General features: G+C 60.2%; 23 protein-coding genes and 1 tRNA gene. 13 read left to right on the top strand and 11 right to left on the bottom strand.

The features are described 5' to 3' along the window. The first annotated feature begins 473 nt into the window (after window positions 1-473). Complete coding sequence (locus RUH64_RS12080) at window positions 474-971, top strand: hypothetical protein (protein ID WP_313813661.1); 498 nt, start codon at window positions 474-476, stop codon at window positions 969-971. Then, the gene (locus RUH64_RS12075; RefSeq protein WP_313813660.1) at window positions 944-1,420 is read left to right on the top strand and encodes a hypothetical protein; all 477 of its coding nucleotides are present in this window, start codon (window positions 944-946) and stop codon (window positions 1,418-1,420) included. Before RUH64_RS12080 ends, RUH64_RS12075 begins: the two co-directional genes overlap by 28 nt. 331 nt (window positions 1,421-1,751) lie before the next feature. On the opposite strand, the gene RUH64_RS12070 is transcribed toward RUH64_RS12075, so the two are convergent. Beyond that, entirely contained in the window at window positions 1,752-3,656 is a 1,905-nt protein-coding gene (locus RUH64_RS12070) for a DEAD/DEAH box helicase (RefSeq protein ID WP_313813723.1), read from the bottom strand. A gap of 303 nt (window positions 3,657-3,959) precedes the next feature. On the opposite strand from RUH64_RS12070, the gene RUH64_RS12065 reads away from it, so the two are divergent. After that, the gene (locus RUH64_RS12065; RefSeq protein WP_313813658.1) at window positions 3,960-4,373 is read left to right on the top strand and encodes a hypothetical protein; all 414 of its coding nucleotides are present in this window, start codon (window positions 3,960-3,962) and stop codon (window positions 4,371-4,373) included. 89 nt (window positions 4,374-4,462) lie between these two features. On the opposite strand, the gene RUH64_RS12060 is transcribed toward RUH64_RS12065, so the two are convergent. Further along, window positions 4,463-5,620 (bottom strand): cystathionine gamma-synthase, encoded by a 1,158-nt coding sequence (locus RUH64_RS12060; protein ID WP_313813657.1) that lies wholly within the window; start codon window positions 5,618-5,620, stop codon window positions 4,463-4,465. Window positions 5,621-5,637: 17 nt separating this feature from the next. Further along, window positions 5,638-7,005 (bottom strand): cystathionine beta-synthase, encoded by a 1,368-nt coding sequence (locus tag RUH64_RS12055; RefSeq protein ID WP_313813656.1) that lies wholly within the window; start codon window positions 7,003-7,005, stop codon window positions 5,638-5,640. 137 nt (window positions 7,006-7,142) lie between these two features. Here RUH64_RS12055 and RUH64_RS12050 point away from each other — a divergent pair, with 137 nt between their 5' ends. Beyond that, window positions 7,143-8,114, top strand: a complete 972-nt coding sequence (locus tag RUH64_RS12050; protein ID WP_313813652.1) for a hypothetical protein — start codon at window positions 7,143-7,145, stop codon at window positions 8,112-8,114. A gap of 18 nt (window positions 8,115-8,132) precedes the next feature. Here the strand turns inward: RUH64_RS12050 and trxA are convergent, their stop codons facing one another. Both trxA and RUH64_RS12040 read right to left on the bottom strand, forming a co-directional pair. Further along, window positions 8,133-8,507 carry a thioredoxin gene (trxA, locus tag RUH64_RS12045; protein ID WP_313813651.1) on the bottom strand — a complete coding sequence of 125 codons (375 nt, stop codon included), beginning with the start codon at window positions 8,505-8,507 and terminating at the stop codon, window positions 8,133-8,135. A gap of 156 nt (window positions 8,508-8,663) precedes the next feature. Further along, window positions 8,664-8,745: transfer RNA gene (locus RUH64_RS12040), tRNA-Tyr, on the bottom strand. A 181-nt stretch (window positions 8,746-8,926) separates the two neighbouring features. On the opposite strand from RUH64_RS12040, the gene RUH64_RS12035 reads away from it, so the two are divergent. Beyond that, a complete protein-coding gene (locus RUH64_RS12035; RefSeq protein WP_313813649.1) occupies window positions 8,927-9,415 on the top strand; it encodes a YajQ family cyclic di-GMP-binding protein in 489 nt (162 codons plus the stop codon). Window positions 9,416-9,489: 74 nt separating this feature from the next. Here the strand turns inward: RUH64_RS12035 and htpX are convergent, their stop codons facing one another. Next, window positions 9,490-10,368 (bottom strand): zinc metalloprotease HtpX, encoded by an 879-nt coding sequence (htpX, locus tag RUH64_RS12030; RefSeq protein WP_313813647.1) that lies wholly within the window; start codon window positions 10,366-10,368, stop codon window positions 9,490-9,492. A 349-nt stretch (window positions 10,369-10,717) separates the two neighbouring features. Here htpX and rarD point away from each other — a divergent pair, with 349 nt between their 5' ends. Then, complete coding sequence (gene rarD, locus RUH64_RS12025; RefSeq protein WP_396276019.1) at window positions 10,718-11,554, top strand: EamA family transporter RarD; 837 nt, start codon at window positions 10,718-10,720, stop codon at window positions 11,552-11,554. A 127-nt stretch (window positions 11,555-11,681) separates the two neighbouring features. On the opposite strand, the gene gabT is transcribed toward rarD, so the two are convergent. From gabT to RUH64_RS12010, 3 genes are all read right to left on the bottom strand, one after another. After that, a complete protein-coding gene (gabT, locus tag RUH64_RS12020) occupies window positions 11,682-13,022 on the bottom strand; it encodes a 4-aminobutyrate--2-oxoglutarate transaminase (protein ID WP_313813642.1) in 1,341 nt (446 codons plus the stop codon). 201 nt (window positions 13,023-13,223) lie between these two features. Next, window positions 13,224-13,361 carry a methionine/alanine import family NSS transporter small subunit gene (locus RUH64_RS12015; protein WP_313813640.1) on the bottom strand — a complete coding sequence of 46 codons (138 nt, stop codon included), beginning with the start codon at window positions 13,359-13,361 and terminating at the stop codon, window positions 13,224-13,226. A 2-nt stretch (window positions 13,362-13,363) separates the two neighbouring features. Beyond that, a complete protein-coding gene (locus tag RUH64_RS12010) occupies window positions 13,364-14,971 on the bottom strand; it encodes a sodium-dependent transporter (protein WP_313813638.1) in 1,608 nt (535 codons plus the stop codon). A gap of 115 nt (window positions 14,972-15,086) precedes the next feature. On the opposite strand from RUH64_RS12010, the gene RUH64_RS12005 reads away from it, so the two are divergent. The 3 genes from RUH64_RS12005 to RUH64_RS11995 are packed head-to-tail and all read left to right on the top strand — an operon-like array spanning window position 15,087 to window position 17,456. Continuing rightward, complete coding sequence (locus RUH64_RS12005) at window positions 15,087-16,490, top strand: PucR family transcriptional regulator ligand-binding domain-containing protein (RefSeq protein ID WP_313813636.1); 1,404 nt, start codon at window positions 15,087-15,089, stop codon at window positions 16,488-16,490. Between the two features lie 19 nt (window positions 16,491-16,509). Then, entirely contained in the window at window positions 16,510-16,944 is a 435-nt protein-coding gene (locus RUH64_RS12000) for a hypothetical protein (RefSeq protein WP_313813634.1), read from the top strand. Continuing rightward, window positions 16,944-17,456: an HIT family protein gene (locus tag RUH64_RS11995; RefSeq protein ID WP_313813632.1), complete on the top strand. Its 513-nt coding sequence runs from the start codon at window positions 16,944-16,946 to the stop codon at window positions 17,454-17,456. Before RUH64_RS12000 ends, RUH64_RS11995 begins: the two co-directional genes overlap by 1 nt. Before the next feature lie 69 nt (window positions 17,457-17,525). Here the strand turns inward: RUH64_RS11995 and RUH64_RS11990 are convergent, their stop codons facing one another. Continuing rightward, window positions 17,526-18,623 carry a polyprenyl synthetase family protein gene (locus tag RUH64_RS11990; RefSeq protein WP_313813630.1) on the bottom strand — a complete coding sequence of 366 codons (1,098 nt, stop codon included), beginning with the start codon at window positions 18,621-18,623 and terminating at the stop codon, window positions 17,526-17,528. 305 nt (window positions 18,624-18,928) lie between these two features. On the opposite strand from RUH64_RS11990, the gene RUH64_RS11985 reads away from it, so the two are divergent. The 4 genes from RUH64_RS11985 (at window position 18,929) to RUH64_RS11970 (ending at window position 22,917) form a co-directional block, all read left to right on the top strand. After that, window positions 18,929-20,266 carry an isochorismate synthase gene (locus RUH64_RS11985; RefSeq protein ID WP_313813628.1) on the top strand — a complete coding sequence of 446 codons (1,338 nt, stop codon included), beginning with the start codon at window positions 18,929-18,931 and terminating at the stop codon, window positions 20,264-20,266. A 197-nt stretch (window positions 20,267-20,463) separates the two neighbouring features. Then, on the top strand, window positions 20,464-21,240 hold the full coding sequence (locus RUH64_RS11980; RefSeq protein WP_313813626.1) for an ABC transporter substrate-binding protein: 777 nt from the start codon (window positions 20,464-20,466) through the stop codon (window positions 21,238-21,240). A 95-nt stretch (window positions 21,241-21,335) separates the two neighbouring features. Beyond that, complete coding sequence (locus RUH64_RS11975; RefSeq protein WP_313813624.1) at window positions 21,336-22,127, top strand: amino acid ABC transporter permease; 792 nt, start codon at window positions 21,336-21,338, stop codon at window positions 22,125-22,127. Between the two features lie 13 nt (window positions 22,128-22,140). Further along, window positions 22,141-22,917 carry an amino acid ABC transporter ATP-binding protein gene (locus RUH64_RS11970; RefSeq protein ID WP_313813622.1) on the top strand — a complete coding sequence of 259 codons (777 nt, stop codon included), beginning with the start codon at window positions 22,141-22,143 and terminating at the stop codon, window positions 22,915-22,917. A gap of 67 nt (window positions 22,918-22,984) precedes the next feature. Here the strand turns inward: RUH64_RS11970 and menD are convergent, their stop codons facing one another. Next, window positions 22,985-24,679, bottom strand: coding sequence for a 2-succinyl-5-enolpyruvyl-6-hydroxy-3-cyclohexene-1-carboxylic-acid synthase (gene menD, locus RUH64_RS11965; protein WP_313813620.1), 1,695 nt, complete (start codon window positions 24,677-24,679; stop codon window positions 22,985-22,987). Between the last annotated feature and the right edge of the window lie 106 nt (window positions 24,680-24,785).

Genomic DNA, 24,785 nt, shown 5'->3' with positions numbered 1-24,785 from the left:
ACTCGGGAGCAAAACAACGGAATCTCCTATCCTTGACTCCCGAGCATCAGATCAAATTTGATTTCCGCACTTTTGAGTGAATAAGTTTTTCGCGGTTCTTGGAGGACCTCGTGATCATGTTCATCAATGCATTCACTGTTGATGCGCGAACTCCTCTACTTGATACCCGTGTCCGGAACCCAGTATCTACCGGGTGTGTGCACGATGCCTCCGGAGCGGCAGCAAGCTAGTACGTCTCTCCGAGCCGGCTTACTTGCTGGTGTACAGAAATTCACTCCTCATTGCCCGTCGATAATATAGACATTCACGAATTACAGCAGTGTTAAGTCGCTTCATCTCGTTAATTAATATTAACGAGAAAATTCGAGCCAAAGCGTAAAAAGCACTAGCCATCCTCTAAAAGTATGATTGATCCACACCCGCCCTATCTGTAGGTTGTTAACCGTTATTTAGTTCCAACGATAGGAGTAAAGATGAATTTGCGCACTTCCGGAGTGATCGCAATTACGATTTCAGCTGCACTTTTGACCGCTCCAATTTCTGCAACAGCAGCAACGCCAACTGCTGGTGTAGCCACGGGCAGCATTAGCATCGGCTCGACGATATCGCAGCTGACTGCTAATGATTGGAAGCAGATTGCGGCACGCGCTAAAACAACCGGTGATTTTTCGGCAGCTAAAGCAGCTACAGACATAGCTCAGCGCAAAATGCCCCTAGAAAATCGAAATGTCGCTCGGCCTGCCAATGTGGTCGTTACCATCGCAAAGAAAGCAGTCATCGCAGCGCTTCGTTATGGGGCAGATAGGCTTCCTAAAAAGTGGCGCCCATACGCGAGCAAGGCTGCAAATTTCCTTGACGACTTACAAAAGTGGCAAGAAGGCCCGATTATTTCTGGGCTGATGGCCATGGGGGTTCCAGCGGACGTCGCTCAAGGGATAGCCACGTGGGTAGTCGTCTTTGGGGGATTGTAAATTTCAGTTCAAGAGCTGAGGTAGAGAATTTGTCTAAACTTAATGCACCCGAAAAAATAGGCTTCGGAGTTTTTCTCCTACTGGCCATTCTAACGGCCGGTCTTCCAGTATTTCTAGGCTTCTTCACCCCTCTGTGGCTACCTCAGTTCGGTAGCCTCCTTGATGGTGTATTGCCCTGGACTCCACTGTTAGTCGTTCTGTACATGATCATTATCGTAGTCCTAGCCGAGATCAGCGATCGTATAGTTTTACGCGTTTTCAATAGCGCCAGTCGCGTCAGCGTAGAGGTATTGCAGTCTCTGTTGACCTTTATCGTTATGGTTGGCTGTTACAGGCTGACGATGACGGAATATCGAGCGGCTGTAGTTGCGGCGTTGATTGCCAGTATCGGTTACTTAGTACTTTCACCTGTCATCAATCACCTTTACAAGACTGCACCAAGGGACTAGCGGCCGGTTCTGGATAATGAATTCGGAATCATCTCAATGTTGGTTAAGGCGTGCTATTGACTCGCGAAGCTGCAAAGATGTCCAACCCCTCGTGTGCCTCAATACTCGGCATAAACAGAATTCATCAATTCGAGTGCCTCGGCTTTGAGCGACTTCAAGCGAACCATATAGTTGATTTCGCCGAGGTATGAGCGAACGTGGAGCAGACTCCACCCCGCCAGACATCTGTACCCAAACTTAAAACGTCGACCGAGAACGTACAACGCCCCTGGATCCTGTTCGAACAGGTTCCAGGGGCGTTATCTATCTACGCTAGGTCAGACGCTGCGGCTTAGTAGTCGCGGCGGCGTCCCGAATCGCTGTAGCGGTCGCGTCCACCACGGCTGCCGCCGCCGAAGCGCTTATCTCCGCCGCCGCGACGCTCATCACGGAAGCCGCCCGAGCGCTTGCGGTCGTTGAAGCTGCCGCCACGGCCACCACGGTAACCGCCGCGGTCGCCTTCGTCATCGCGACGTGGCTTGCGGCCGGAGTCCAGCTCCAGATTGATTGGCTCGCCACCGATGCGGGTCTTGGACAGCGCACGCCACTGGTCCTTGCTCAGCTCTGCTGGCAGCTCGACCAGAGTGTGGTCCGAGCGGATTTCAATGCCGCCGATTTCCGAGGAGTTGAAGCCGCCTTCGTTGGCCAGTGCGCCAACGATGGAGCCTGGCTGCACGCGATTGCGGCGGCCTACGGCGATGCGGTACATGGCGTTGCCCTCGGCAGCAGTCTTGCCGCGGCGTGGGCCGCGCTCGCCGCGGTCTGAACGCTCGCCGCGTTCGCCGCGCTCGCGTTCCATGCGTGCCTTCTTCGCTGGTGGGATAACCGGCTCGGTCATCAGCAGCGGGCGGCCGCCCTGAGCCATCATTGCCAGTGCTGCGGCAATTTCCAGCTGATCCAGATCTTCATGCTGGGCAGCGAACTGCTCAACGATTTCGCGGAAGGTGGTCAGGTCCTGACCGGTGATGGTGGCATCGATGCGGTCGGTGAACTTCTGGATGCGGCGGTTGTTGACCGAATCCAGCGAAGGCAGCTGCATCTGGGTCACCGACTGGCGGGTGGCCTTTTCGATGGCACGCAGCAGGTACTTCTCACGCGGGGTCATGAACAGGATCGCGTCGCCCTTGCGGCCCGCGCGGCCGGTGCGGCCGATGCGGTGCACGTAGGACTCGGTGTCATGTGGGATGTCGTAGTTGATGACGTGGGAGATGCGTTCCACGTCAAGACCGCGGGCTGCCACGTCGGTGGCGACCAGGATGTCGATCTTGCCCGCGCGCAGGTTCTCCACGGTGCGTTCGCGCTGCTGCTGCGGAATGTCGCCATTGATCGCAGCCGCGGTGAAGCCACGGGCCTTGAGCTTGTCGGTCAAATCCTCGGTAGCCATCTTGGTGCGAACGAACGCGATCACGCCGTCGAACTCTTCGGACTCAAGGATGCGGGTCATTGCGTCCAGCTTGTGGGCGCCCATGACCTGCAGGTAGCGCTGGGTGATGTTCGAGCCGGTGGTCTGCTTGGACTTGACTGCCACTTCCTGCGGGTTGCGCAGGTACTCGGAGGCGATGCGGCGGATGGTGCGCGGCATAGTAGCGGAGAACAGGGCAACCTGCTTCTCTTCCGGGGTAGCTTCCAAGATCTTGTCGACCTCTTCTGCGAAGCCCATGCGCAGCATTTCGTCGGCCTCGTCCAGCACCATGTACTGCAGGTTGGACAGGTCCAGCGAACCCTTGTTGATGTGGTCGATGACGCGGCCCGGGGTGCCGACGACGACCTGTGCACCGCGGCGCAAGCCAGCGAGCTGAGGACCGTAAGGCGAACCGCCGTAGACAGGCAGCACGGTGAAGTCAGGCAGGTACTTGGCGTAGGAGGTGAAGGCCTCGGCAACCTGCAGTGCAAGTTCACGAGTCGGAGCCAGAACCAGGATCTGCGGGGTGTTTGCCGGACCATTCAGGTCGGCCAGCTCTGCCATGCGGGACAGGGCAGGAAGAGCGAAGGCAGCGGTCTTGCCGGTGCCGGTCTGGGCCAGGCCGACGACGTCGCGGCCTTCAAGCAGCAGTGGGATGGTGGCAGCCTGGATTGGCGATGGCTTTTCATAGCCAAGGTCTGCCAGCGATGCCAGGACGCGTGCATCCAGGCCAAGTTCGCTGAAAGTAACCGTTGATTCTTCGGTGGTCTTTTCGTCGGTGGCGTTTACGGGCATGTCAGAAGACACGAAGATTTACCTCATTCGTTAGGGGAAGGCCTAGCCGTCCCCTAAAGAAACGACGCAAGGCTACACAGTCAGATACAAGTCACGCTCACCAAGCGCTCCCCTATGACATAAAAACCCGCACACACTTTGCGGAAATACAACACGAGAAGGCTCTAACCTCAAATATTGGGCCAGATGCAAGGGATACCCTGATGTTCGCGAACACTCAATACTACCGAAGGATCAGCGGGTTTGTCAGGGTGGAGGCCATGTGAGATCGGGCACCGCGCCGAGGCAAGTAGGCTTAATCCCGTGAATATTCGTGAATTATTGCGCCGTCCCGACGAACCGGCACCCGGTGCGCTGCAGATCGCTCAGATGTTATGGCTGCTGACAGGTGTCCTGTTCATCGGCTTTGGTGCGTTCCTGCTGAACGAACAATCAAAGCTGGGCGGACTGCAGCTTGGCGCCATCTCGCTGAGCCTGATGATGTTCGCCGCCGGGGCGATGTTTGCCGTGCTAGCCTACCGTCTATACCGCGGAGAACGCGCCGCACGCACCCAGTTGACCTGGGTCGGATTAATCGCAGCGCTGCCCATGGTGCTGCGCATGGGGCGATACTCGCTCTTGGCAGCTTTGGTGCTCTTCTGCGTGGTGCTGATGTGGCTTCCGACGAGCAACCAATACTTCAGGGTGGTCTCCCCCAAACCGCAGCGCCGCCGCTAGTCGGACCTGCCCCCTCGAGCAATGCCTGCCACACGATTGATCATCGTATGGCAGGCATTATTTGTTTATTTATCTGTTGTCGTTCGGAATTACAGGCCTGCGAAGGCGCGCTCCAGGTCTTCGATCAGATCTGCGGCATCCTCGATGCCCACCGAAAGGCGCAACAGGTTCACTGGAACGGCAAGTTCGGTGCCCTTGACCGATGCGTGGGTCATCTCCGATGGGTAATTCATCAGCGATTCGATGCCGCCCAGGGATTCAGCCAGAGTAAATAGTCTGGTGCTTTCGGCGATCTTGCGTGCTGCAGCCTCGCCTCCAGCCAGTTGCACTGAAACCATGCCGCCGAAGCCGCTCATCTGCTTCTTGGCGATCTCGTGCCCCGGGTGCTCTTCGAATCCAGGGTAGAGCACGCGTTCGACTTCCTTGCGATCACGCAGCCAGGAGGCGACCTTTGCAGCATTCTCCGAATGGGTACGCATGCGCACGCCGAGGGTCTTCAAGCCACGAGTCGTCAGGAAGGCGTCCATAGGGCCTGAGACCGCGCCGACGGCAAACTGGATGAAGCCGATCTTCTCTGCCAGCTCTTCGTCCTTCACGATCACCGCACCGCCCACAACATCCGAGTGGCCGCCGATGTACTTGGTAGTCGAATGCACGACGATGTCGGCGCCCAGGGTCAGCGGCTGCTGCAGGAACGGGCTGGCAAAGGTGTTGTCGACCACCAACAGCGCACCCGCAGCGTGGGCGATATCTGCCACACGGGCGATATCGGTGATCTTCATCATCGGGTTCGACGGGGTTTCAACCCACACCAGCTTTGCCTTGTTCTTGTCGATGGCGGCCGCCAGTGCCGCCTCGTCGCTCATGTTGACCGGGGTGTTGCCGATGCCCCAGCCGCCGAGGACGCGGTCGATCAGGCGGAAGGTGCCGCCGTAGGCGTCGTTGCCCAGCACGATGTGGTCGCCGGGGCGCAGAATCGCGCGGATCAGCGAGTCTTCCGCGGCGAGGCCCGAACCGAAGGAGAAGGCGTGGGTGCCGAATTCTGCGGCAGCCAGCTGCTCCTGCAGTGCGTCGCGGGTCGGGTTGCCGCCGCGGCCGTACTCGTAGCCGCTGCGCAGCTTGCCGATGGCCTCTGGCGCATAGGTGGTGGAGAAGTGCAGCGGTGGGACCACTGCGCCGGTGATCGGCTCGAATGCCTGGCCGGCGTGGACAAAGCGGGTGTTGGATCCCTGTACATTCTGCGTCATGGTTGGTCCTTAGAAGGTTAGTGGCGGCTTGCGTGAGCCAAAAGGTCTGCGGTGGTCAGTGCGGCGATGACTTCGCCGTCATGGGTCAGCAGCACGGCGGGATGTTCGCGCAGCAGCTCGCTTGCGTGCTCCACCGAATCGCCGACGCCCAAGAGCTGTACCGGCGGACAGTCAAGCTGATCCAGCGTGCTCTGCGCAGATGCGCCCGACAGCAGTGCTTCAGCCAACAGCTGCGAGCTGACCACACCGCGGACCTCGCCGATACGGGCGGGCAGTGGGCGCGTGGTGATGATCAGGGCATCACGCTGTGCCTCGCGCAGGGCGGCGGCGGCCTGAGCCAGGGTGCTGTGCTCCCCAATATGAACTGCGGCACCCTCCCCCAACTGCGCGGCGACGGCCAGCAGTGGTGAATCGGCCGCTGCGGTGAAGCCCTGATCCAGCATCCATGCATCGTTGTAGATCTTCGCCAGGTAGCCGCGGCCGCCGTCCGGGGCGATGACGACCACGACGTCGTCTTCGCTCAGGTCCTTGGCCACTCGCAGCGCTGCGGTGACAGCCATCCCCGAGGAACCGCCAAGAAGCAGCCCTTCCTCCTTGGCAAGTCGGCGGGTCATCGCGAAGGATTCGGCGTCGTTGACGGCCTCCACCTGGTCTGGGACCGTCGGGTCGTAATTCCCCGGCCACATGTCCTCGCCGACGCCTTCGACGAAGTAGGGACGTCCGGTGCCGCCGGAATAGACCGATCCGTCGGGGTCTGCGGCAATGATCTTGACCGGGCCCGAGGCGCGGTCAGCGGAAATGTCCTTGAGGTAACGTCCGGTACCGGTAATGGTCCCGCCGGTGCCGGCGCTGATCACCACGTGGGTCAGCTTGCCGTCGGTATCGTTCCAGATTTCGGGACCCGTTGATTCGTAATGGCTCTCGGGTGCTCCCGGGTTGGAGAACTGGTCTGGCTTGTAGGCGCCGTCGATCTCCGTCACCAACCGATCCGAGACTCCGTAATATGACTCTGGAGATTCCGGGGCCACCGCGGTGGGAGTGACAACCACCTGAGCGCCGTAGGCGCGCAGTACGTCGCGCTTTTCTTCCCCTACCTTGTCCGGAGTGACGAAGATGGTGTTGTAGCCCTTGATCTGTCCGACGAGGGCAAGCCCCACACCCGTGTTGCCGCTGGTCGGTTCCACGATGGTGCCGCCGGGCTGCAATTCTCCGCTTGCTTCTGCACGTTCTACCATTTTCAGTGCGATCCGGTCCTTGATGGATCCGCCTGGATTCAGGTACTCGAGTTTCACGAGTACCGTGGCCTTAATGCCGTCGGTCACGCGGTTCAGTTTGACCAGCGGAGTGTTGCCGATCAGATCCAAAACAGTAGACGCATACTTCATGTCAAGAACTTTACCGGGGCTTGTCATACTTGTCTTTGCCCTGCGTAGTTTAACGTCATGGACTAGACCGAGGACACACATCGGTGTAGGTCGGGCGATAGCCTAGGAGTGAATAGTCAGGAGATGAGTACCGGAACATGCAGCCTCCTACCCCGGATGCCACAGGCACTTTCGACCCCGGGCGCCCACTGTCTTTGACCAAGTCCTTGAGTATTTTGCGCCGCGGCTTGGGTGATCCTACGATCAGGCTAAACGAAGGGGAAGCCTGGCTGGCGTTCGATACGCCCGAGGGTGATGCCTCGTTGCTGATTCGCAAATCCTCGCTTAACTCTCCCGCAACATATAAAGCATGGGGTGATGGTGCAGGCTGGGCGGCCGCTCATGCCCCGGATTTACTCGGGGCTGGCGACGATTGGTCTGGCTTCGACGCGCCCGCGTTCGCTCAGAACCTTCCAGAACTGGTGCTCCGGGCCCGCAGAGAAAACATGGACCTCTTCCTGCCGCGCACGAACCGGATCTTTGAGCACCTGCTCGGTGCGGTCCTAGAACAGCGCGTCACGGGGATCGAGGCGAACCATGCCTGGCGTTGGCTGATCCGGCATAAGGGACGCAGCGCTCCGGGACCAGCTCCCACCGGACTGCGCATTGCTCCGGGCCCCGAGGGCATCGCCTCGGTGACGCGGTGGGAGTGGCAGGCGGCACGCGTAGATGCACAGCGCGCCCGCACCTTGCGTCAGGCGGCGTCTGTCGCGGGAAGCCTTCAATGGTGGGCACTACAGCCGATCGACGCACAGAAGCCTGGCGCGCGCGGCCCGGGAACCCTAGAAGCAGCCTTGCTGTCGGTGCCGGGCATCGGTCCTTGGACCGTGGCCGAAACGTTGCAGCGTTCACATGGCTCCGGCGATCTGATTTCCGTGGGTGACTTCCATCTGGCCGGCTTTGTCGGGCAGGTACTTGTCGGACGCAGGATAGATGATGAGCAGATGATGCAGCTCATGGCGCCCTTTGCACCGCACCGGCAGCGGGTGGTGCGGATGATGCAGTCCAGCGGTGTTAAAAAGCAGAGCTTCGGGCCCCGCTACGCGCCGCTAGACCACCGCGAGCGTTAGAACCCGAAGCTAAAAGTATTAGGAGTCAGCCTGCGCCGATTCTTGGGCGATCTGTGCGTGGACTTCGCTCATGTCGATCCCCTTGACGGCGGTCACCAGGTCTTCGAGCTGGGTAGCGTTCAATGCACCAGCCTGCGAAAACACCAAAACCTTTTCACGGAAGGCCATCAGCGTCGGGATGGAAGTAATGTTTGCTGCGCGGGCCAGACCCTGCTCAGCTTCGGTATCAACTTTGGCGAAGACGACATCGGGGAACTTCTCCGAAATCTGCTCATAGACCGGCGCAAACTGACGGCAGGGTCCGCACCAAGCAGCCCAGAAATCTACGAGGACAATATCGTTCTCTGCAATGAGCTGAGCGAAGTCATTTTCGCTGACATTTTTTGTAGCCATGGTTACACGGTAGCGGAGAGTTGCCCAGAAAACGTAGAAATGTGCGATTCAGCAACGTCATCGCATGACACCGATCACAATATGGGTTGGGCCGATTTTCTGAAACTTTGCCGAAAATCAAAAAACTCCCAGATCTTTCGATCTGGGAGTTATTTGTGGCAGATACTGGATTCGAACCAGTGAAGGCGTTGCCAGCTGATTTACAGTCAGCCCCCTTTGGCCACTCGGGTAATCTGCCGAGATGAACCTTTCAAGAACATTTGTTCTTGTCGGAACGAGAAATAACTCTACAGGAGAATTTCGGCGATGGGAAATCGAAAGGGCCTTTTTCGTTGTAACCCTGATCACAGCCCATTTTTGAGGCTCAAAACCGGTAGTCTTGGATGCGAATCAGAACCGTTCTAACAAGGAGTAGGCATATGGCTAGCGATTCCAGTTTTGACGTTGTAAGCAAGGTAGACAGCCAGGAAGTAGCCAACGCGCTGCACCAGGCGCAGAAGGAAATCCAGCAGCGCTATGACTTCAAGGGCGTTGGTGCAGACATCGATTACAGCGGCGAGAAAATCCTGCTGAAGGCTAACTCGGAAGAACGCGTCAAGGCAGTTCTTGATGTTTTCCAGTCCAAGCTGGTCAAGCGCAACATCTCTCTGAAGTCTTTGGACGCTGGCGAGCCCTTCGCTTCGGGCAAGGAATACCGCATTGAGGCGAGCATCAAGGAAGGCATCGCCCAAGACGTCGCCAAGAAGATCAACAAGTTGATTCGCGACGAGGGCCCAAAGGGCGTTAAGTCGATCATCCAGGGCGACGAGCTGCGCGTATCATCCAAGTCCCGCGATGACCTGCAGAGCATCATTGCACTGCTCAAGGACTTCGAAGAAGCCGACCTGCAGTTCATCAACTACCGCTAAGCACTCGCGCCTGCGGTAAAAAGTTAAGGAGAGGAGCTCGATTGAGCTCCTCTCCTTACTTATTAATTTGAGTATTAGTACTGGCGGCCGCCAGCCATCGATTCCAGCCGGGCGATGCGGTCTTCCATTGGCGGGTGGGTGGAGAACATCTGCTTGACGCGGGAGCCAAAGGGATTGGCGATCATCAGGTGCGAGCTGTTCACCAGACGCTGGTCGTTATTGGCCAGCGGGGCCTGGCTGATGCCAGAGTCCAGCCGACGCAATGCACTGGCAAGGGCCAACGGATCGCCGGTGAGCTTGGCACCGTCTTCATCGGCATCGTATTCACGGGTCCGGCTCACAGCCATCTGAATGACCGAGGCTGCAATGGGAGCCAGCAGCGACAGCGCCAGCACTGCAATCGGGTTGACGTTCCGGTTCTCACCGTTGTTGCCTGCACCAAAGAACATTAGGAACTGGGCAATCGAGGTAATAACGCCCGCAATTGCAGCCGCCACCGATGAGGTTAAGATGTCGCGGTTGTAGACGTGCATTAATTCATGACCCAGCACGCCTCGCAGCTCGCGTTCGTTGAGCAGCTGCAAAATCCCTTCGGTGCAGCACACCGCAGCGTTTTGAGGGTTGCGCCCGGTGGCAAACGCGTTGGGCGATGCGGTTGGTGAAACGTAGAGACGCGGCATCGGCTGTTGGGCGTTCATCGACAGTTCGCGCACGATGCGGTACATCGCCGGCTGCTCGGCTTCGGTCACCGGGTAGGCGTGCATTGATCGCAGTGCGAGCTTGTCGCTGTTCCAGTAGCCATAGGCGGTGGTACCAAGGCCAATCAGGGCGAAGACCCAAATGAACGTTGGGTTGTTGGTTCCCGAAGCGATCAATGAGCCTAGGGCAAGTAGCAGTGCAAACATGCCGCCCAGCAGGAATGCGGTTTTCAGTCCATTGTTATGTCCGTGCACGTTCTCGTACTCCCCTAAAGGTCAATGCCGAATTTTCGAACTTCGGTGTATCTCTAGTCTAATCAACGGCTGGTTGAGCGCAGCGGTTCCATCGGGCGCAGAAGATCACAATTAATTCTGAAATCCGCAGGTCTGGAATATTGTGAAGCTATAGGTGTTGTAAATTGTGGCCTGCAACTTCTATTCAGTAAAACTTGAATGGCCGCTAAAGTTCGACATCATTTGAAAGCGTATCCACCGCATGAGTGCAAGCACGACCGTGACACCTATCCGTTCCGAGCATAGCTACGGCCTCATTCAAGGCGCTTCAGCGTACTTGATTTGGGGGCTTCTCCCTGTTTACTTCCTCATGCTGCCGCAGATCTCGGCATTTGAATTCGTTGCGGTGCGCGTGGTCTTCTCGCTGTTCTTCTGCGCCATCTTGCTCTTTGCCACCAAACAGTTCAAACAGTTCCTGACAATGTTCAGGGACGGTAAAACCGTCGGCAAGTTGGCACTGGCCAGCGCGCTGATTGCGGGAAACTGGATCCTCTACGCCGTCGCAGTGCTCACCGGGCATGTGCTGGAAGCATCCCTGGGCTACTTCATCAACCCCATCGTGGCGATCCTACTGGGAGTTGTTGTGCTCAAGGAGCGTCTGCGCCCCCTGCAATGGGTTGCTGTCGGTTTCGCAGCGCTTGCAGTGGTCGTCTTGAACGTCGGCTTGGGAACGGTCCCCTGGATTTCGCTGGGGCTGGCCTTCTCCTTCGGATTCTACGGTTTGGTGAAGAACCAGGTGGGCCAGAGCGGCACCGCGCTGGGAACTCTGACCATGGAGACCCTGTGGCTGGCTCCCTTCTCCGCCATCTTTATCGGTTGGCTGGCAACACAGCACAATTCGGCACTTTTCAACGCGGAGAACGCCGGTGAAGTGCTGCTGCTGGCAGCCAGCGGCATCATCACCGCGGTGCCATTGCTGCTCTTCGGCGGGGCGGCACGGCGCCTGCCGCTGAGCACCCTGGGCTCGCTGCAGTTCTTGGCTCCGCTGCTTCAGTTCATCCTCGGGCTGCTGGTATTCGGCGAGCAGATGCCGCCCGAACGCTGGATGGGCTTTGGTCTGGTCTGGATCGCTGTGATCTTCATCCTTGTCGACATGCTGCGTGCGCCCAAGGCGGGAAACATGCCCGAGCCAAAGAAGATCGGCTAGCCCCTGCCGCGAGGCAACGATAAGTGCATAAAAAGAAACACCACGGATCTTTGAACTTTTGGTTCAAGGATCCGTGGTGTTTTAGGTGGCGTATCCGGTCAGGGCTCCGGTACGCTGCACCGGCTTATTAGGCGTGCTTGCGGATTGCCGCTTCCAGCACGTCGAATGCCTCTGCCAGCAGCTCGTCGCCGATGACCAGTGGAGGCAGCAAGCGGACTACGTTGCCGTAGGTACCGCAGGTAAGGATCAGAACACCGTTGGCCAGGCACTCGTCGGCGATGGCCTTGGTCAGCGCTGCGTCTGGCTCGATGCCGCCTGCCTTGACGAATTCAAGGGCGATCATTGCACCACGGCCGCGAACGTCGCCCAGTGCTGCGATGTCCTTCTGCAGGGCGGTGAAGCGGGTGAAGAACTGCTCTTCAATCTCGCGGGCACGGCCTGCAAGATCCTGCTCTTCCATGAACTTGATGGACTCGAGTGCTGCAGCCACTGCGACAGGGTTGCCGCCGTAGGTGCCGCCCAGGCCGCCGCCGTGGACCGAATCAAGCAGTTCGGCGCGTCCGACGATGCCGGACAGCGGCATGCCGCCTGCGATGCCCTTGGCAACGGTGACGATGTCTGGTTCGATTTCTTCGATATCCGAAGCGAACCATGCGCCGGAGCGGGCAAAGCCCGCCTGGACCTCGTCGGAAACGAAGACGATGCCGTTTTCCTTGGCCCATTCAGCGATGCGTGGCAGGAAGCCCGCAGCTGGAACGATGAAGCCGCCCTCGCCCTGGATTGGCTCGATGATGATCGCAGCGATCTGGTCGCCGCCGATCTGCTTCTCCATGGCCAGGATGGCGCGCTCTGCAGCTTCCTTGCCGGAGATGTTTGGGTTCTCTTCACGGAATGGGTAGCTCATTGGCATGCGGTAGATCTCCGGTGCCAGTGGGCCGAAGCCGCGCTTGTATGGGGCTGCCTTGGCGGTCAGGCCCATGGTCAGGTTGGTGCGACCGTGGTAGGCGTGGTCGAAGGCGACAACTGCCTGGCGGCCGGTGGCGATGCGGGCAACCTTGATGGCATTTTCTACCGCTTCAGCACCGGAGTTGAAGAAGACTGCGCGCTTCTCGAAGTCACCTGGGGTGATCGCCGCAAGCTTTTCAGCCAGCTCGATGTAATTCTCGTAGGGAGCAACCATGAAGCAGGTGTGGGTGAAGCGCTGCGCCTGCTCGGCAACTGCCTTGGCAACAGCCTGGTTGGAGGCGCCAACGGTGGTGACGGCGATGCCGGAACCGAGATCGATCAGCTGGTTGCCGTCGACGTCAACGATGATGCCTCCGTCGACATCAGCAGCGTAGACAGGCAGGGTGGAAGCTACGCCGGCAGCTACCGACTTTGCGCGGCGAGCCGACAGTTCCTGCGACTTTGGACCAGGGAATGGTCCATCGATCTTGCGCTTCTGTTCAATGCGGTAGGTAACGTCCACCAGCTTTTCCTCTCGGTACAGTGAGCCGCCACTGTGGTGGCGGCAAAGTTTCTAGTAAGCAGAATATGTCTCCGATGCTGGTTCCACTACGAGATTCAGCACAAGTACCCACGAGATTATTAGTGCAAATGCACAGAAATGGCCCGGCCCCTGTTCCGCACGGGGAACAGGGGCCGGGCCCAAGACGGTCGTCAGCCTCGTTTAAAGGGTGTGTGCCGGCTCGATCACGTCGTCATCGGTTTTCTCCGGGTGACGCGAAAGATTGATCAGGGCGAGGACTAGTCCGCCCCAAATGGTGAGCATTGCAATGATCATGAAGACAATGGCAATCGGATCCATTTCTAATACTCCTTTACCGCAGTTTCAGGGACTTCTTCGGCGATGACGTTCTCTTGGTGCTGAAGATATTCGGGGTCATTAAGTTTGGAGTTCTTGCTCCATGGAATCAGCGAGAGCAGCACCGCACCGACCAGCAGCGCGCCTGCCATGCCCCAGCCGAAGATTCCGTTGAACCAGGCCGGGTAGCCGGAATACTGCTCGGAGAGCTTGGTTTGCAGTTCGTTGATCAGCATGTAGCCGAGGGCTGCAGGGCCGACGCCGCCGACCAATACCATCCAGCCGGTGCCCAGTTTGATGGAGCTGTGGCGGTTCAGGTGCTTTGCCAGCTTTGGCAATGCGCCCAGGCCTGCACCGAGAATGATGACGATGGCCAATGCACAGGCAAGGATGCCGAACTGGTTCACGAAGGCGTCCATGGTGTCCAGCAGGTACAGGCCCGTGGTCGTGGGGAACAGCAGCAGCGAGATGACCGCGACAGGGATCGAAACGATCAGGGTCGCAGGGGTGCGGCGCCAACCGAGCTTGTCTTGGAAGGCCGCCACGATTACCTCGAGGATGGAGATCAGCGAGGTCAAACCCGCAAAGACCAGAGAGCCGAAGAACAGCACGCCGATCACCGAACCCAATGGCGCCTGGGAGACGATCGTCGGGAAGGCGATGAAGGCAAGGCCGATGCCGCTGGTGGCGACCTCTCCCACGCTGGTCCCTGCGTTGTGAGCCATGAAGCCCAAGGCGGCGAACACGCCGATGCCTGCCAGCAGCTCGAAGCCCGAGTTGGCGAAGGCGACGACGTAGCCCGAACCGGTCAGGTCGCTCTTGCGCTTCATGTAGGAGGAGTAGGTCACCATGATGCCGAAGGCAACAGACAGCGAGAAGAAGATGTGTCCGAAGGCCGCAGCCCACACGGTCGGGTTCTTCAGCGCCGCGAAGTCCGGGGTGAAGAAGGCGTTCAGGCCGTCGACGGCGCCGGGCAGGAAGACCGACTGAACTACGAGGATGGCGAACATGACGATCAGCAGCGGCATAAAGACAGCATTTGCACGGGAAATGCCCTTGTTCACGCCAGCGACCATGATCACGATGGTCACCAGCCAGACGAGGATCATCGGTACGAAGATCCTGCCGACAAAGTCAAAGCCCACGCCGGCTTCAGGGGCAGTCTGCAGGAAGTCCGTGCTGAAGAACGCGGCGGCGCCGTCTGGGTTCTTATCCCAAGCCTTGGTAATGGAGAACCAGCAGTACATGGCAGCCCAGGCGATGATCGCTGCGTAGTAGATGGCGATGATGAAGCAGATCAGCACCTGCCACCAACCAAGCACTTCTGCCTTGCGGTTCAAACGACGGTAGGACAACGGGGCCGAGCCGCGGTAGCGGTGGCCGACTGCGTAGTCCAGGAACAACAGTGGAATACCTGCGCAGAGGATGGCGACCAGGTATGGAATCAAGAACGCGCCGCCGCCATTTTCATAAGCGACGTACGGGAAACGCCAGATGTTTCCCAGGCCCACGGCCGAACCGACAGCGGAGAGAATGAACAGTTTTCGCGAGGAGAACGTCTCACGCTTTTCAGGTGCGAGCGGAGCGCCTTGTTGAGATGATGAAGAGCTCATGACACCAAACTAGCGCAAAACTTTCACAATGTGGTCATTTTCCTGAAGAAAGTGTCCATCATTTGAGCATTTTGCGCAAAACCATGCATGACGCCACTCAACATAGAATAAACGTATGGCAATAACCTTACGCGGTCTTCTGGAGCATGACGAGCTTGGCCTGAACGCATTGACCGATCCGGAGCACTCGCTGCAGACGGCGATCACCTGGGGCGCGGTCACCGAACTCCTCGACCCCTCCAAGTTCCTCACCGGCCGAGAAATTGTCATGACCACCGGGGTTCGGCAGAAAACGGCAAAGTCCCAGGCCGAATTCGTACGCACCCTCGCCCAGGCCGACGTAGTGGCACTCGGGTTCGGCATCGGGCTGGAACACGAAAGTGTGCCCAAGACCATTATCGAAACTGCCCGCGAGGTGGGCCTGCCGGTCATCGAGGTCCCCTATCGCACTCCCTTCGCCGCCATTTCCCGGCTCATTGCCGAGGCGTTGAACGCCGACCATGTTAAACGCATCGAGAACCTGCTCAAGGCCCACCAGAAGCTAGCCCAGTCGCTGCTCTCCTCGGACCTGGAACGAATGCTCGACGAACTGGCCAAGATGCTGCATACCGAGGTGTCTCTGAGCCTGCATGGAGAAGTGATCAGCGGAGAGTTCGACGAACAGCGCACCTGGCATGAGGTTCCCGTGGCCACGGGACTGCGGGATCGGTGCACCCTGCACATCGCCGAGCCCTACACCCATGACCCGATCGTTGAATATGCTCAGTCGCTGATCGGACTGGAGCTTGCTAACAAGTCGCGATTGCGCGCCTCCCAACGGCTGGCCAACGGCCAGGTGCTCTCAGACCTTGCTTCGGGCACCCTTTCGGGTTCCGACGCCGCGGTGCGTCTGGGCTCCCTGGGCCTCGACCCGCAGCGCGAACACTCGGTGCTGCTGGTCCAGGCAACCAGCCACAGCGAGCGACTCCAGACCCTGCCCCTGCCAGCGGACCTGGCCTCCCAGGTCACGGCCATCATCGAGGACCGGCTGGTGATCATCGTGGCTCACAAACAGGTACAGCAGTCAATCGAGCGCCTGGATGAGTATCTTGCCACGGCCGGTGTAGGCGCCAAGGTGGGATACGGCGGACGCTATTCAAACACCACCGGCATCCGCTGGAGCTACTTCGAAGCGCTCGAGTCGCTGCGCCACGGCGAACGGGTCAACGTCCCTACCAAGCTCTCGCTGACGTCGCTGCTGCTGGCGGCCCGGGACGTCCCGCTGCAAGATCTCGCCGCCGAGGCCCTGGGGCCGATTCAGGAATTTGACCAGTCTCACGATTCGGGGCTCTTACAGACCCTGCGTGAATACCTGAATCGAGACGGCTCGGTGGGAGCGGTGGCCGAATCGCTGGGCCTGCACCGCAACACGGTGCGCTACCGCATGCAGCAGATTGCAGAACTCTCCGGCTACGACCCCAACGTCACCAGCGACCGGGTGCAATTGTGGATTGCCCTCAGTGCACTTGAGCTGGGCTAGGAGTAGATAGGATTAACCCATGGCTGACATGTTTCTAGAGAAGTTCCGTTCCCTTGTCCCCAAGTACCTTGAAGACCAGTGGAATGAAGCCGATGGCCTGACCGCCGAGGAATTGCGCGAGGCACTGGCCCAGTCCAAGGTCGAGATCCCCTTTGTGCTTGAGGAGTTCTACCTCGCTCTGGGCAACAATGAAGACTTCATGGAGGCCTACCACTACTTCTTCGATCCCGAAGAGCTGGAAATCGAAGACGGCTACCTATTGTTCCTGGAAGACGAGGAAGAAAAGTTCGTCTGGGGCTTCAAGGCCTCGCAGCTGGAAGTTCCAGATCCGATCGTCTACCGCCGCAGCAACAAGAAGGGCACCTGGAGCAGCGAGGAAGGAACCTTCAGCGAATTCACCCTCGACATGTTCACCTGGGTCTTCGAAGAATTAACCGCTGAACTGGAGGACTAGTGCTCTACCGTTCCCACGAGCCCGAAGGCTACCAATGCCCGTTCTGTGAATTGGTCAACGACCTGCCGTTCACCGAGTACAACCTCTGTGCACCCAGCGATCTGATCTATCAAACTGAACTGGTGGCGGCAATCATGGCCTGCGACGGCTTTGGGAACCACGGCGGGCACGTCATGATCATCCCCACGGCCCATGTTGAATCGCTCTACGAACTGGATGAAGACACCGGTGCCGCGATCATGCGCGAAACGCAGCGCATTGCCCTGGCCATGAAGATCGCCTGGAACCCTGATGGCACCAGCACCCGGCAGCACAACGAACCCGCAGGAAATCAGCATGTATGGCACTACCACCAACATGTGTTCCCGCGTTATTGGGACGACCAGCTCTACCGCCAACTGCGCCACCGCGTTCCGGTGGAAGACCGGGCGATCAAAGCCCAGCAGCTGCGCGAGGCGCTGTTCAGCGACGATCATCCGCAGCGCCTGCGGGAGGCCGACGTGATCCGCTAGCCAGCAGCCCGCGTTTAAGAAATAAACCTGCCAAGTAGAACTTGGCAGGTTTACGTATTTAAGCCTGAATTAGGACTCGCGAGTCACTACCGCGTCGGCGAAGGAGATCAGCGCCTGCTTCACGGTACCCTCGGGCAGTGGAGCAAGGGCCGCAATGGCGTCATCGGCCCAGCGGCGTGCTACCTTCCATGCTTCGTGAATCGCGCCGTTGCCGGCGACTGCCGCCACAGCTTCGGCCAGGGCATCGTCGCTGCTCAAGTCGGAATCCACCAGTGCAACGATCCGCGCGGCTTCCGCATCGCCGTTGTAGGCGGCCTGGCGCAGCAGCAGCACCGGAAGGGTCGGAACGCCTTCGCGCAGATCGGTACCCGGGGTTTTGCCGGAGTCCGCCTCCTTGGAGGCAATGTCGATCACGTCGTCGGCCACCTGGAAGGCGACGCCTACCTTTTCACCATATTCGCGCAGGATCTCAACGTATTCGGGGATGCCGCCGAAACGGGCACCGAAGGCGCCGGAGGTAGCCAGCAGCGAAGCGGTCTTGTCGCTGACCACCTGAATGTGGTGGGCGATGGCATCTTCGTGCTCGCGCGGGCCGATTGACTCGTGCAGCTGCCCCAGGCAGAGGCGCTCGAAGGTTCGCGACTGCCATTCAACAGCCTCCGGGCCAAGCTCCGCCCCGAAGACCGAAGCGCGGGCGAAGATCAGGTCGCCGGCCAGGATCGCCACCGAATTGCCCCACACCTCATGGGCTGTGGGTGCGCCGCGGCGCATTGGGGCCGAATCCATGACGTCGTCGTGGTAGAGGGTTGCCAGGTGGGTCAGTTCCACCACGGCCGCCGCCTTGATCACCTCATCGGTGACGCCGTGGCCCAACAGCGAGGTTAGCAGCACCAGCAGCGGACGCACCCGCTTACCGCCTGCTTCAACCAAGTGGCGGCTGGAAGCGTCGATCAATGGGTCGGAATTGGCCAGCGCATCACGCAGTAGTTTTTCAACCTTGGCCATGCCGGTGGAGATTGCTGGGCCGAATTCTGGATCCTCGGCGATCAGCGCAAAGCCCGAGGGAAGATTGATGGCCGCAGCAAGTACCGCGGTTTCAGGATTCAGCTCAATCGAGTCGGACACCTCGTGCCCGGCTGCGGTCCAGTTGCTCTTGGAATCAGTCACTGTTCTACGGCTTACTTATCTTTCATCGGGGTGGTCATCGCTTTGAACGAAGACGTGTTTTATACGCAGGAGGCGCATAAACATCACTTCACTCTAACCGATGACTTCAACTGTTTGCTTGCAGCACCCGCCCGCGTGTGTTTTACGCACTCAGGGCAGCTGCGAAACTGGTCAAAACAGAGTTTACCGGCTCGCTTGGCGCGGCCGGACTCAATCGGCTGAATCTCACAACAGTGAACTCTGCCGTGACAGGCGCCACCACGAGGGCCCTGGCCGCACCATTGCGCGGTAGGCTTAGCCTTATCATGTCTGCAGATTCGTCAGTTCTCAGCGCCCGCGACCTGCGTGGGAGTGCTCCTGTATTAACAAGTGTCACGTTTGAATACGCTGGCGCATCCGCGCGCCTGATTGAGGACTCCATCCGCCATTCCTCGCTGGTCTGGACCCGCCGCGGCCGAGGCCTGGTGGGATTCGGCGCCGCCGCGACCCTGCATACCCGGGGCGAGCACCGCTTCATCCATGCCCGTTCGTGGTTCAAGCAGCTGCTGGAACAGGCGCACATCACCGATCCGATTTCCCGGCCGGGCAGCGGACTGATCGCCTTCGGCTCCTTCGCCTTCTCGATGACCAGCGCCTTCGACTCGCGACTGGTGATCCCGGAGGTCGTTGTGGGCCAGGACGATGAAAAATCATGGATTACCCTCACCGGCACCGCGCAGCAGCTGCGGGGTGCAACCCTGCAGTCGGCATTGCAGAAGGCGCAGCAGGCGATCGCGGATGCTGCCGGACCGGACAACGCCCCGGGAGACATCGAACTAACCAGCGGACAACTCACCGCGGGCTCTTACCTGCAGGCGGTGCGCAAGGCGCTGGATTCCTTTGAAGACAGCGGCATCTCCAAACTCGTTCTGGCCCGCGATATCCTGGCGCGCAGTTCCTCCCCCATAGATCTGGGGCGTGTGGTCCACGAACTGACTGCACGCTACTCGAACTGCTGGACCTATCTGGTCGACGGTTTGGTCGGCGCCACCCCTGAAATGCTGGTGCGCGTCACCAATGGACTAGCCGAGGCCCGAGTGCTGGCAGGCACGCTGGACCGCGCCATGGACGGGGCCCAGGAAGCTCAGTTCGCCAAGCGCAATCTCTTCGACGATCCCAAGCAGCGCCATGAGCATCAGCTGGCCATCGATTCCCTGACCGAGTCGCTGAACCCGATCTCCCACGGCATGCAGGCCCCCGATCAGCCGTTCATCCTGGAACTGCCAAATGTCTGGCATCTTGCCAGCGATGTGCGCGCAGAACTACGGGCCGATGAACACGGAGTCCTGCCCACCGCCTTGGACATCGCAGAAATCTTCCATCCCACCGCCGCCGTCTGCGGTACGCCGACCAAGCAGGCAGGCGTGGTGCTGCGCGAACTTGAAGGCATGGACCGCGGCCCCTATGCGGGTCCGGTTGGCTGGATGGATTCCCGCGGCGACGGCGAGTTCGGCATTGCCCTGCGCGGAGGCATCCTCGAGGATGAAAACCTGATGCGCCTCTACGCCGGGTGCGGCATCGTGCCGGGTTCGGTGCCCGAAGACGAACTGGCAGAATCATGGGCAAAGATGCGCCCGATGCGTCAGGCCCTCGGCGCAGAGTAGCCCAAGCTCAACCGAATTCCCAGCGTTGATGGGCCGAAGGGCGCCATTAGCACCAGTTCTACTTATGCTCAGCTTTGCGTGTGTGAGGTGAATCTCATCCTAGTGTGTCCGTGGTTATGATTATGGCTACGCACTATGATCCACTCGCATTACCGAAAGTAGGTTCTGATCTTATGCGTGGTACCAAAAAGCACCTGATGTCTGCCCTCGCAGTCAGCTCCATTGCACTGCTGTCATTGACCGCCTGCGGTTCAGATTCCGGCTCCAGCGCCAGCGAATCACCGGCGGCCGACGGCGCGTTCGCCCCGTTGAATGCCGGCAAGCTCACCGTCTGCTCCGATATCCCATACAAGCCGTTCGAATTCGTCGACGAAAGCGGCAAGAACGTCGGCTTCGATATGGACATCGCCGCAGAAATCGCAAAGGACGCCAACGTCGAGCTGAACGTCATCGACGCCAGCTTCGACTCCATCGAGTCCGGCCTGTTCAACGTCCAGTGCGACGTCGCCATCTCCTCGGTGTCCATCACCGACGCCCGTGCACAGAAGATGAACTTCTCGACCCCGTACATGGATGACGATCTGGTCCTGATCGCTTCGGATGCCTCGGGCATCACCGATCTGGAATCTGCCAAGGGCAAGAAGATCGGCGTCCAGCAGGCTACCACCGGCGAGAAGTACGCCAAGGAAAAGGGCCTGACCACCGTCGGCTTCGAAGATGCAGGCCTGCAGACCCAGGCTCTGTTCTCCGGCCAGGTTGACGCCTTGCTGGGCAACCAGTCGGTGCTCGGCTACGCGGTCAAGGACAAGGCCGGCTACTCCACCGTCGGCGAGTTCAAGACCGGCGAGCAGCTGGGCATTGCGGTGCCCAAGGACAAGCCGGCAACCCTCGAACTGGTCAACGGAACCCTCAAGCGTCTGACCGATGCAGGCACTTTGGATGAACTGACCACTAAGTGGTTCGGCACGAAGTAATTCGCACTCGTCCGCTTCAGTGAAAGCGGGGACTTTGGAACCAGCGGCAACCGCGATTTCCAAGGTCCCCGCGTCATTCCGAGAGGTACAAATTCATGGCAATGACAACTAGTCAGCGCGCCAAAATGAGCAAGACTATCCAGATCGTCCTATTCGTGGTCATCATCGTGGTGTTGGCCCTGGCAGTGGACTGGCCGCGAACGCAGCAGGCATTCTTCGCCTTCGACAAGCTCAGTCCAATGTTCCCCGACATCATCGTTGTGGGTCTGAAGAACACCCTGTTCTACACCATCATCTCCTTTGCCTTCGGCCTGGTCCTCGGCCTGGTCCTGGCTTTGATGAAACTTGCTTCCTTCGCGCCATATCGTTGGATCGCTACGGCGATCATTGAATTCTTCCGCGGCATCCCCGCAATTCTGGTGCTCCTGGCCTTCGGCTTCGGCCTGCCCACCGCCTTCGGCAGCTCTTGGCCGCAGCCGGTGAACGTCATGTGTGCGCTGGGCCTGGTCTCCGCGGCCTATATTGCCGAAACCCTGCGCGCAGGCCTGCAGGCGGTGCCCAAGGGGCAGGTCGAGGCGGCTCGCTCGCTGGGCATGCCTGCCTGGCGTGCAATGGTCACCATCGTGATCCCGCAGGCTTTCAAGATCGTCCTTCCCCCGATGACCAACGAGATCATCCTGTTGACCAAGGACAGCTCGCTGGCGTTCATCCTGGGCATGGCCATCACCCAGTACGAGCTGACCAAGTTCGGCCGCGACGGCATGTCAGCCATCGATGCCGGCATGACCCCGCTGGTCATGGCGGGCCTGTTCTACCTGTGCATTACGATCCCGCTGAGCTTGGTTGCACGCAAGTTCGAATCCCGCTCCGCACGGACCAAGCGCTAGAAAGGACACGATAATGACTTCTGCGAATGCGACAATCAAAGCCGAAGGCGTCTCAATCACCGCGCTGCGCAAGTCCTACGGCAGCAACGAAGTGCTCAAGGGCATCGATCTTCAGGTGAAGCCGGGCGAGGTGGTGTGCCTGATCGGCCCATCGGGCTCCGGCAAGTCGACCCTGCTGCGCTGCGTGAACCTCTTGGAGAAGCCCAACGACGGCAAGATCACCGTCGGCGGCTTCGAGGCCACGGACCCCGAGGTCAACCTGGATAAGATGCGTGAATCGGTGGGCATGGTGTTCCAGCAGTTCAACCTCTTCCCGCACCTGACGGTGATGCAGAACTGCACCGTGGCCCAGATCAAGGTGGCCAAGCGCGGCAAGGCCGAGGCCCAGAAGATCGCGCAGGAAAACCTGGAGCGCGTGGGTCTGGGAGACTTCGGCAGCCGCTACCCCGACCAGCTCTCCGGCGGTCAGCAGCAGCGCGTTGCCATCGCCCGCGCCCTGTCGATGAAGCCGACGCTGATGCTCTTCGATGAGCCGACCAGTGCGCTCGACCCCGAAACGGTGGGCGATGTGCTGGCGATCATGAAGAAGCTGGCAGCCGACGGCATGACCATGCTGGTGGTAACCCACGAGATGGCCTTCGCCAAGGAGGTCGCGGACCGCGTGATCTTCATGGACGGCGGCGTCGTGGTGGAGGAAGGCGTGGCGGCCGAGGTGATCGGCAACCCGCAGCAGCCGCGTACCCAGGACTTCCTGCGCCGCGTGCTGGACCCCACCCACGTGGACATCTAAGCTCCGCCCCGCGCAGCACCCCGAATGCCCCGCCCACCGCTCAGCGGTGGGCGGGGCGTTCGGCATTCTAGCCCCGGGGCCAGCTCAGGGCGGCGATGCGCCCGTTCAGTTCCAGGTGCGCCGCGCGCAGGCCGGCGCGCGAGGCGGGTACCTCGATCACCCGCAGCGCCCCGGGGCTGCTGCCCTCCATAAGTTGCGCCAACCCGTCGGCGGTGTCGGCGCGGTGGTATTCCCAGCCGTAGCCTTCGGCGAGCGCGGCGATATTCATGACCTGTTCGGTGCCGAAGAGCCGCTCCACGCTGCGTTCATAGCGCCCCGAGTCATGGACTGCTCCGTGTTCCAGGGTGGAGAAGATCGCCCCGCCCTGGTCGTTGTACACCACCACGTCCAGGGTGGGGGTGGCCTCCCCCTTGGTCCACACCATGGAACCTGCGTCGTGGGCGAAGGTGATGTCCCCCATGACCGCCACGGTGCGTTCGCCGCTGGCCAGCGCCAGGCCCAGTGCTGTGGAGATGGTCCCATCGATGCCCGCCAGCCCCCGGTTGGCGAAGACCCTGCCCGGCTGTCGTGGGCCGGGAGCCGCGGCGAGGTCGAAGTCGCGCACGATATTCGAGGAGCCGATCAGCAGCATCGGAAGTTCCGCCTCCCAGAGCACCTCGGCAACCCGCGCTCCCTGCAGCCCTGAGGCGGAGGTGGAAGAGGTAGTGCGGATCTGCTGCGCCTGAGCGTCAAGCTCCTGCCAGGCCTGAAGCCATCCCGCTGGAGCAGTGCCGGCGAACTGGGCCAGGATCTGCGGATCGCTGATCGGTGTTTCGCGGCGGCGCCCCGGTTCGTACCACGCGGCAGGGCTCGGCTCCCAGATCGCTGTCTCGATCCGTGGATCTGCCAGCAGCCTGCCCACCGGGCGGCTGAGCGTGGGGCGTCCGAAGAGCACCACCCGTTCAATGTGTTGGTGGCCCACCGCCAGCAGCGGACGGTAATGGCCAATGGCGTTGGCTGAGAAGCGGGCGTTGGAGGAGGGTTCTGCGAACAGCGGCAAGCCCTGGGCCCGGGCGAAGGCCTGGGCCTGGCTTCCGGCGCCGTGCCCCGCAACGACCACGGTGCGGTGTTCCGCGCCGCCACCGTTGTCTTCCCACGCCGCCGCCGGTGCCGCACTTCCCCAGGTGCCCGGCTGGATCCTGGTCCATTCCTGACCGGCCAGCTGGGCGTGGTCCTCCGGTGTCAACGGATCGCGGAACTGTAGGTTCAGCTGCACCGGGCCCGGCGGCACCGTGCCGCCGCGCAGCGCCGCCACTGCCTGTGCGACGGCCGCGGACGGGTCGGTTCCGGCCACCACGTTGAGCGCCGCGCGCACGTGGGGGCCGAATAGGTTCTTCTGCGTGGTGCTTTGGCTTGCCCCGGTGCCGAGCAGCTCGTCGGGGCGGTCGGCGGAGAGCACCAGCAGCGCGGCCGCCGTGTGGTTTGCTTCCATCACCGCCGGCAGCATCTGGCCGATGGCCGATCCGCTGGTGGCTGCCACTGCCACGGGAAGGCCGCTGGCCTGGCTCAGGCCCAGTGCCACGAAGGCGGCTGAGCGTTCGTCGATGCGCACATGCAGGCGCAGGATGCCGGCCGCTTCGGCTTCGGCCGCCGCGTAGGCCAGGGGCGCGCTGCGCGACCCGGGGGAAATGACTAGGTCCCGGATGCCTGCGGCGATCAACGCGCCCAGCACCTGCCGGGCGGTGCTGATGGCCCGCTGTCCTGTCTCTTGCGGCACTGCCACGTTCATTCTCACCTCGGGATATGCGCTGAACACTTCGGTTCCAGTCTATCGAGGTGCGCACGGCGAGGGGCGCCAAGCCGCTGCCTGACGCCCCTCGCTCCACGGT

The organism is Glutamicibacter sp., assembly GCF_032154645.1.
Lineage (GTDB): Bacteria > Actinomycetota > Actinomycetes > Actinomycetales > Micrococcaceae > Glutamicibacter.
This window is presented reverse-complemented; position numbering and strand designations above follow the sequence as displayed.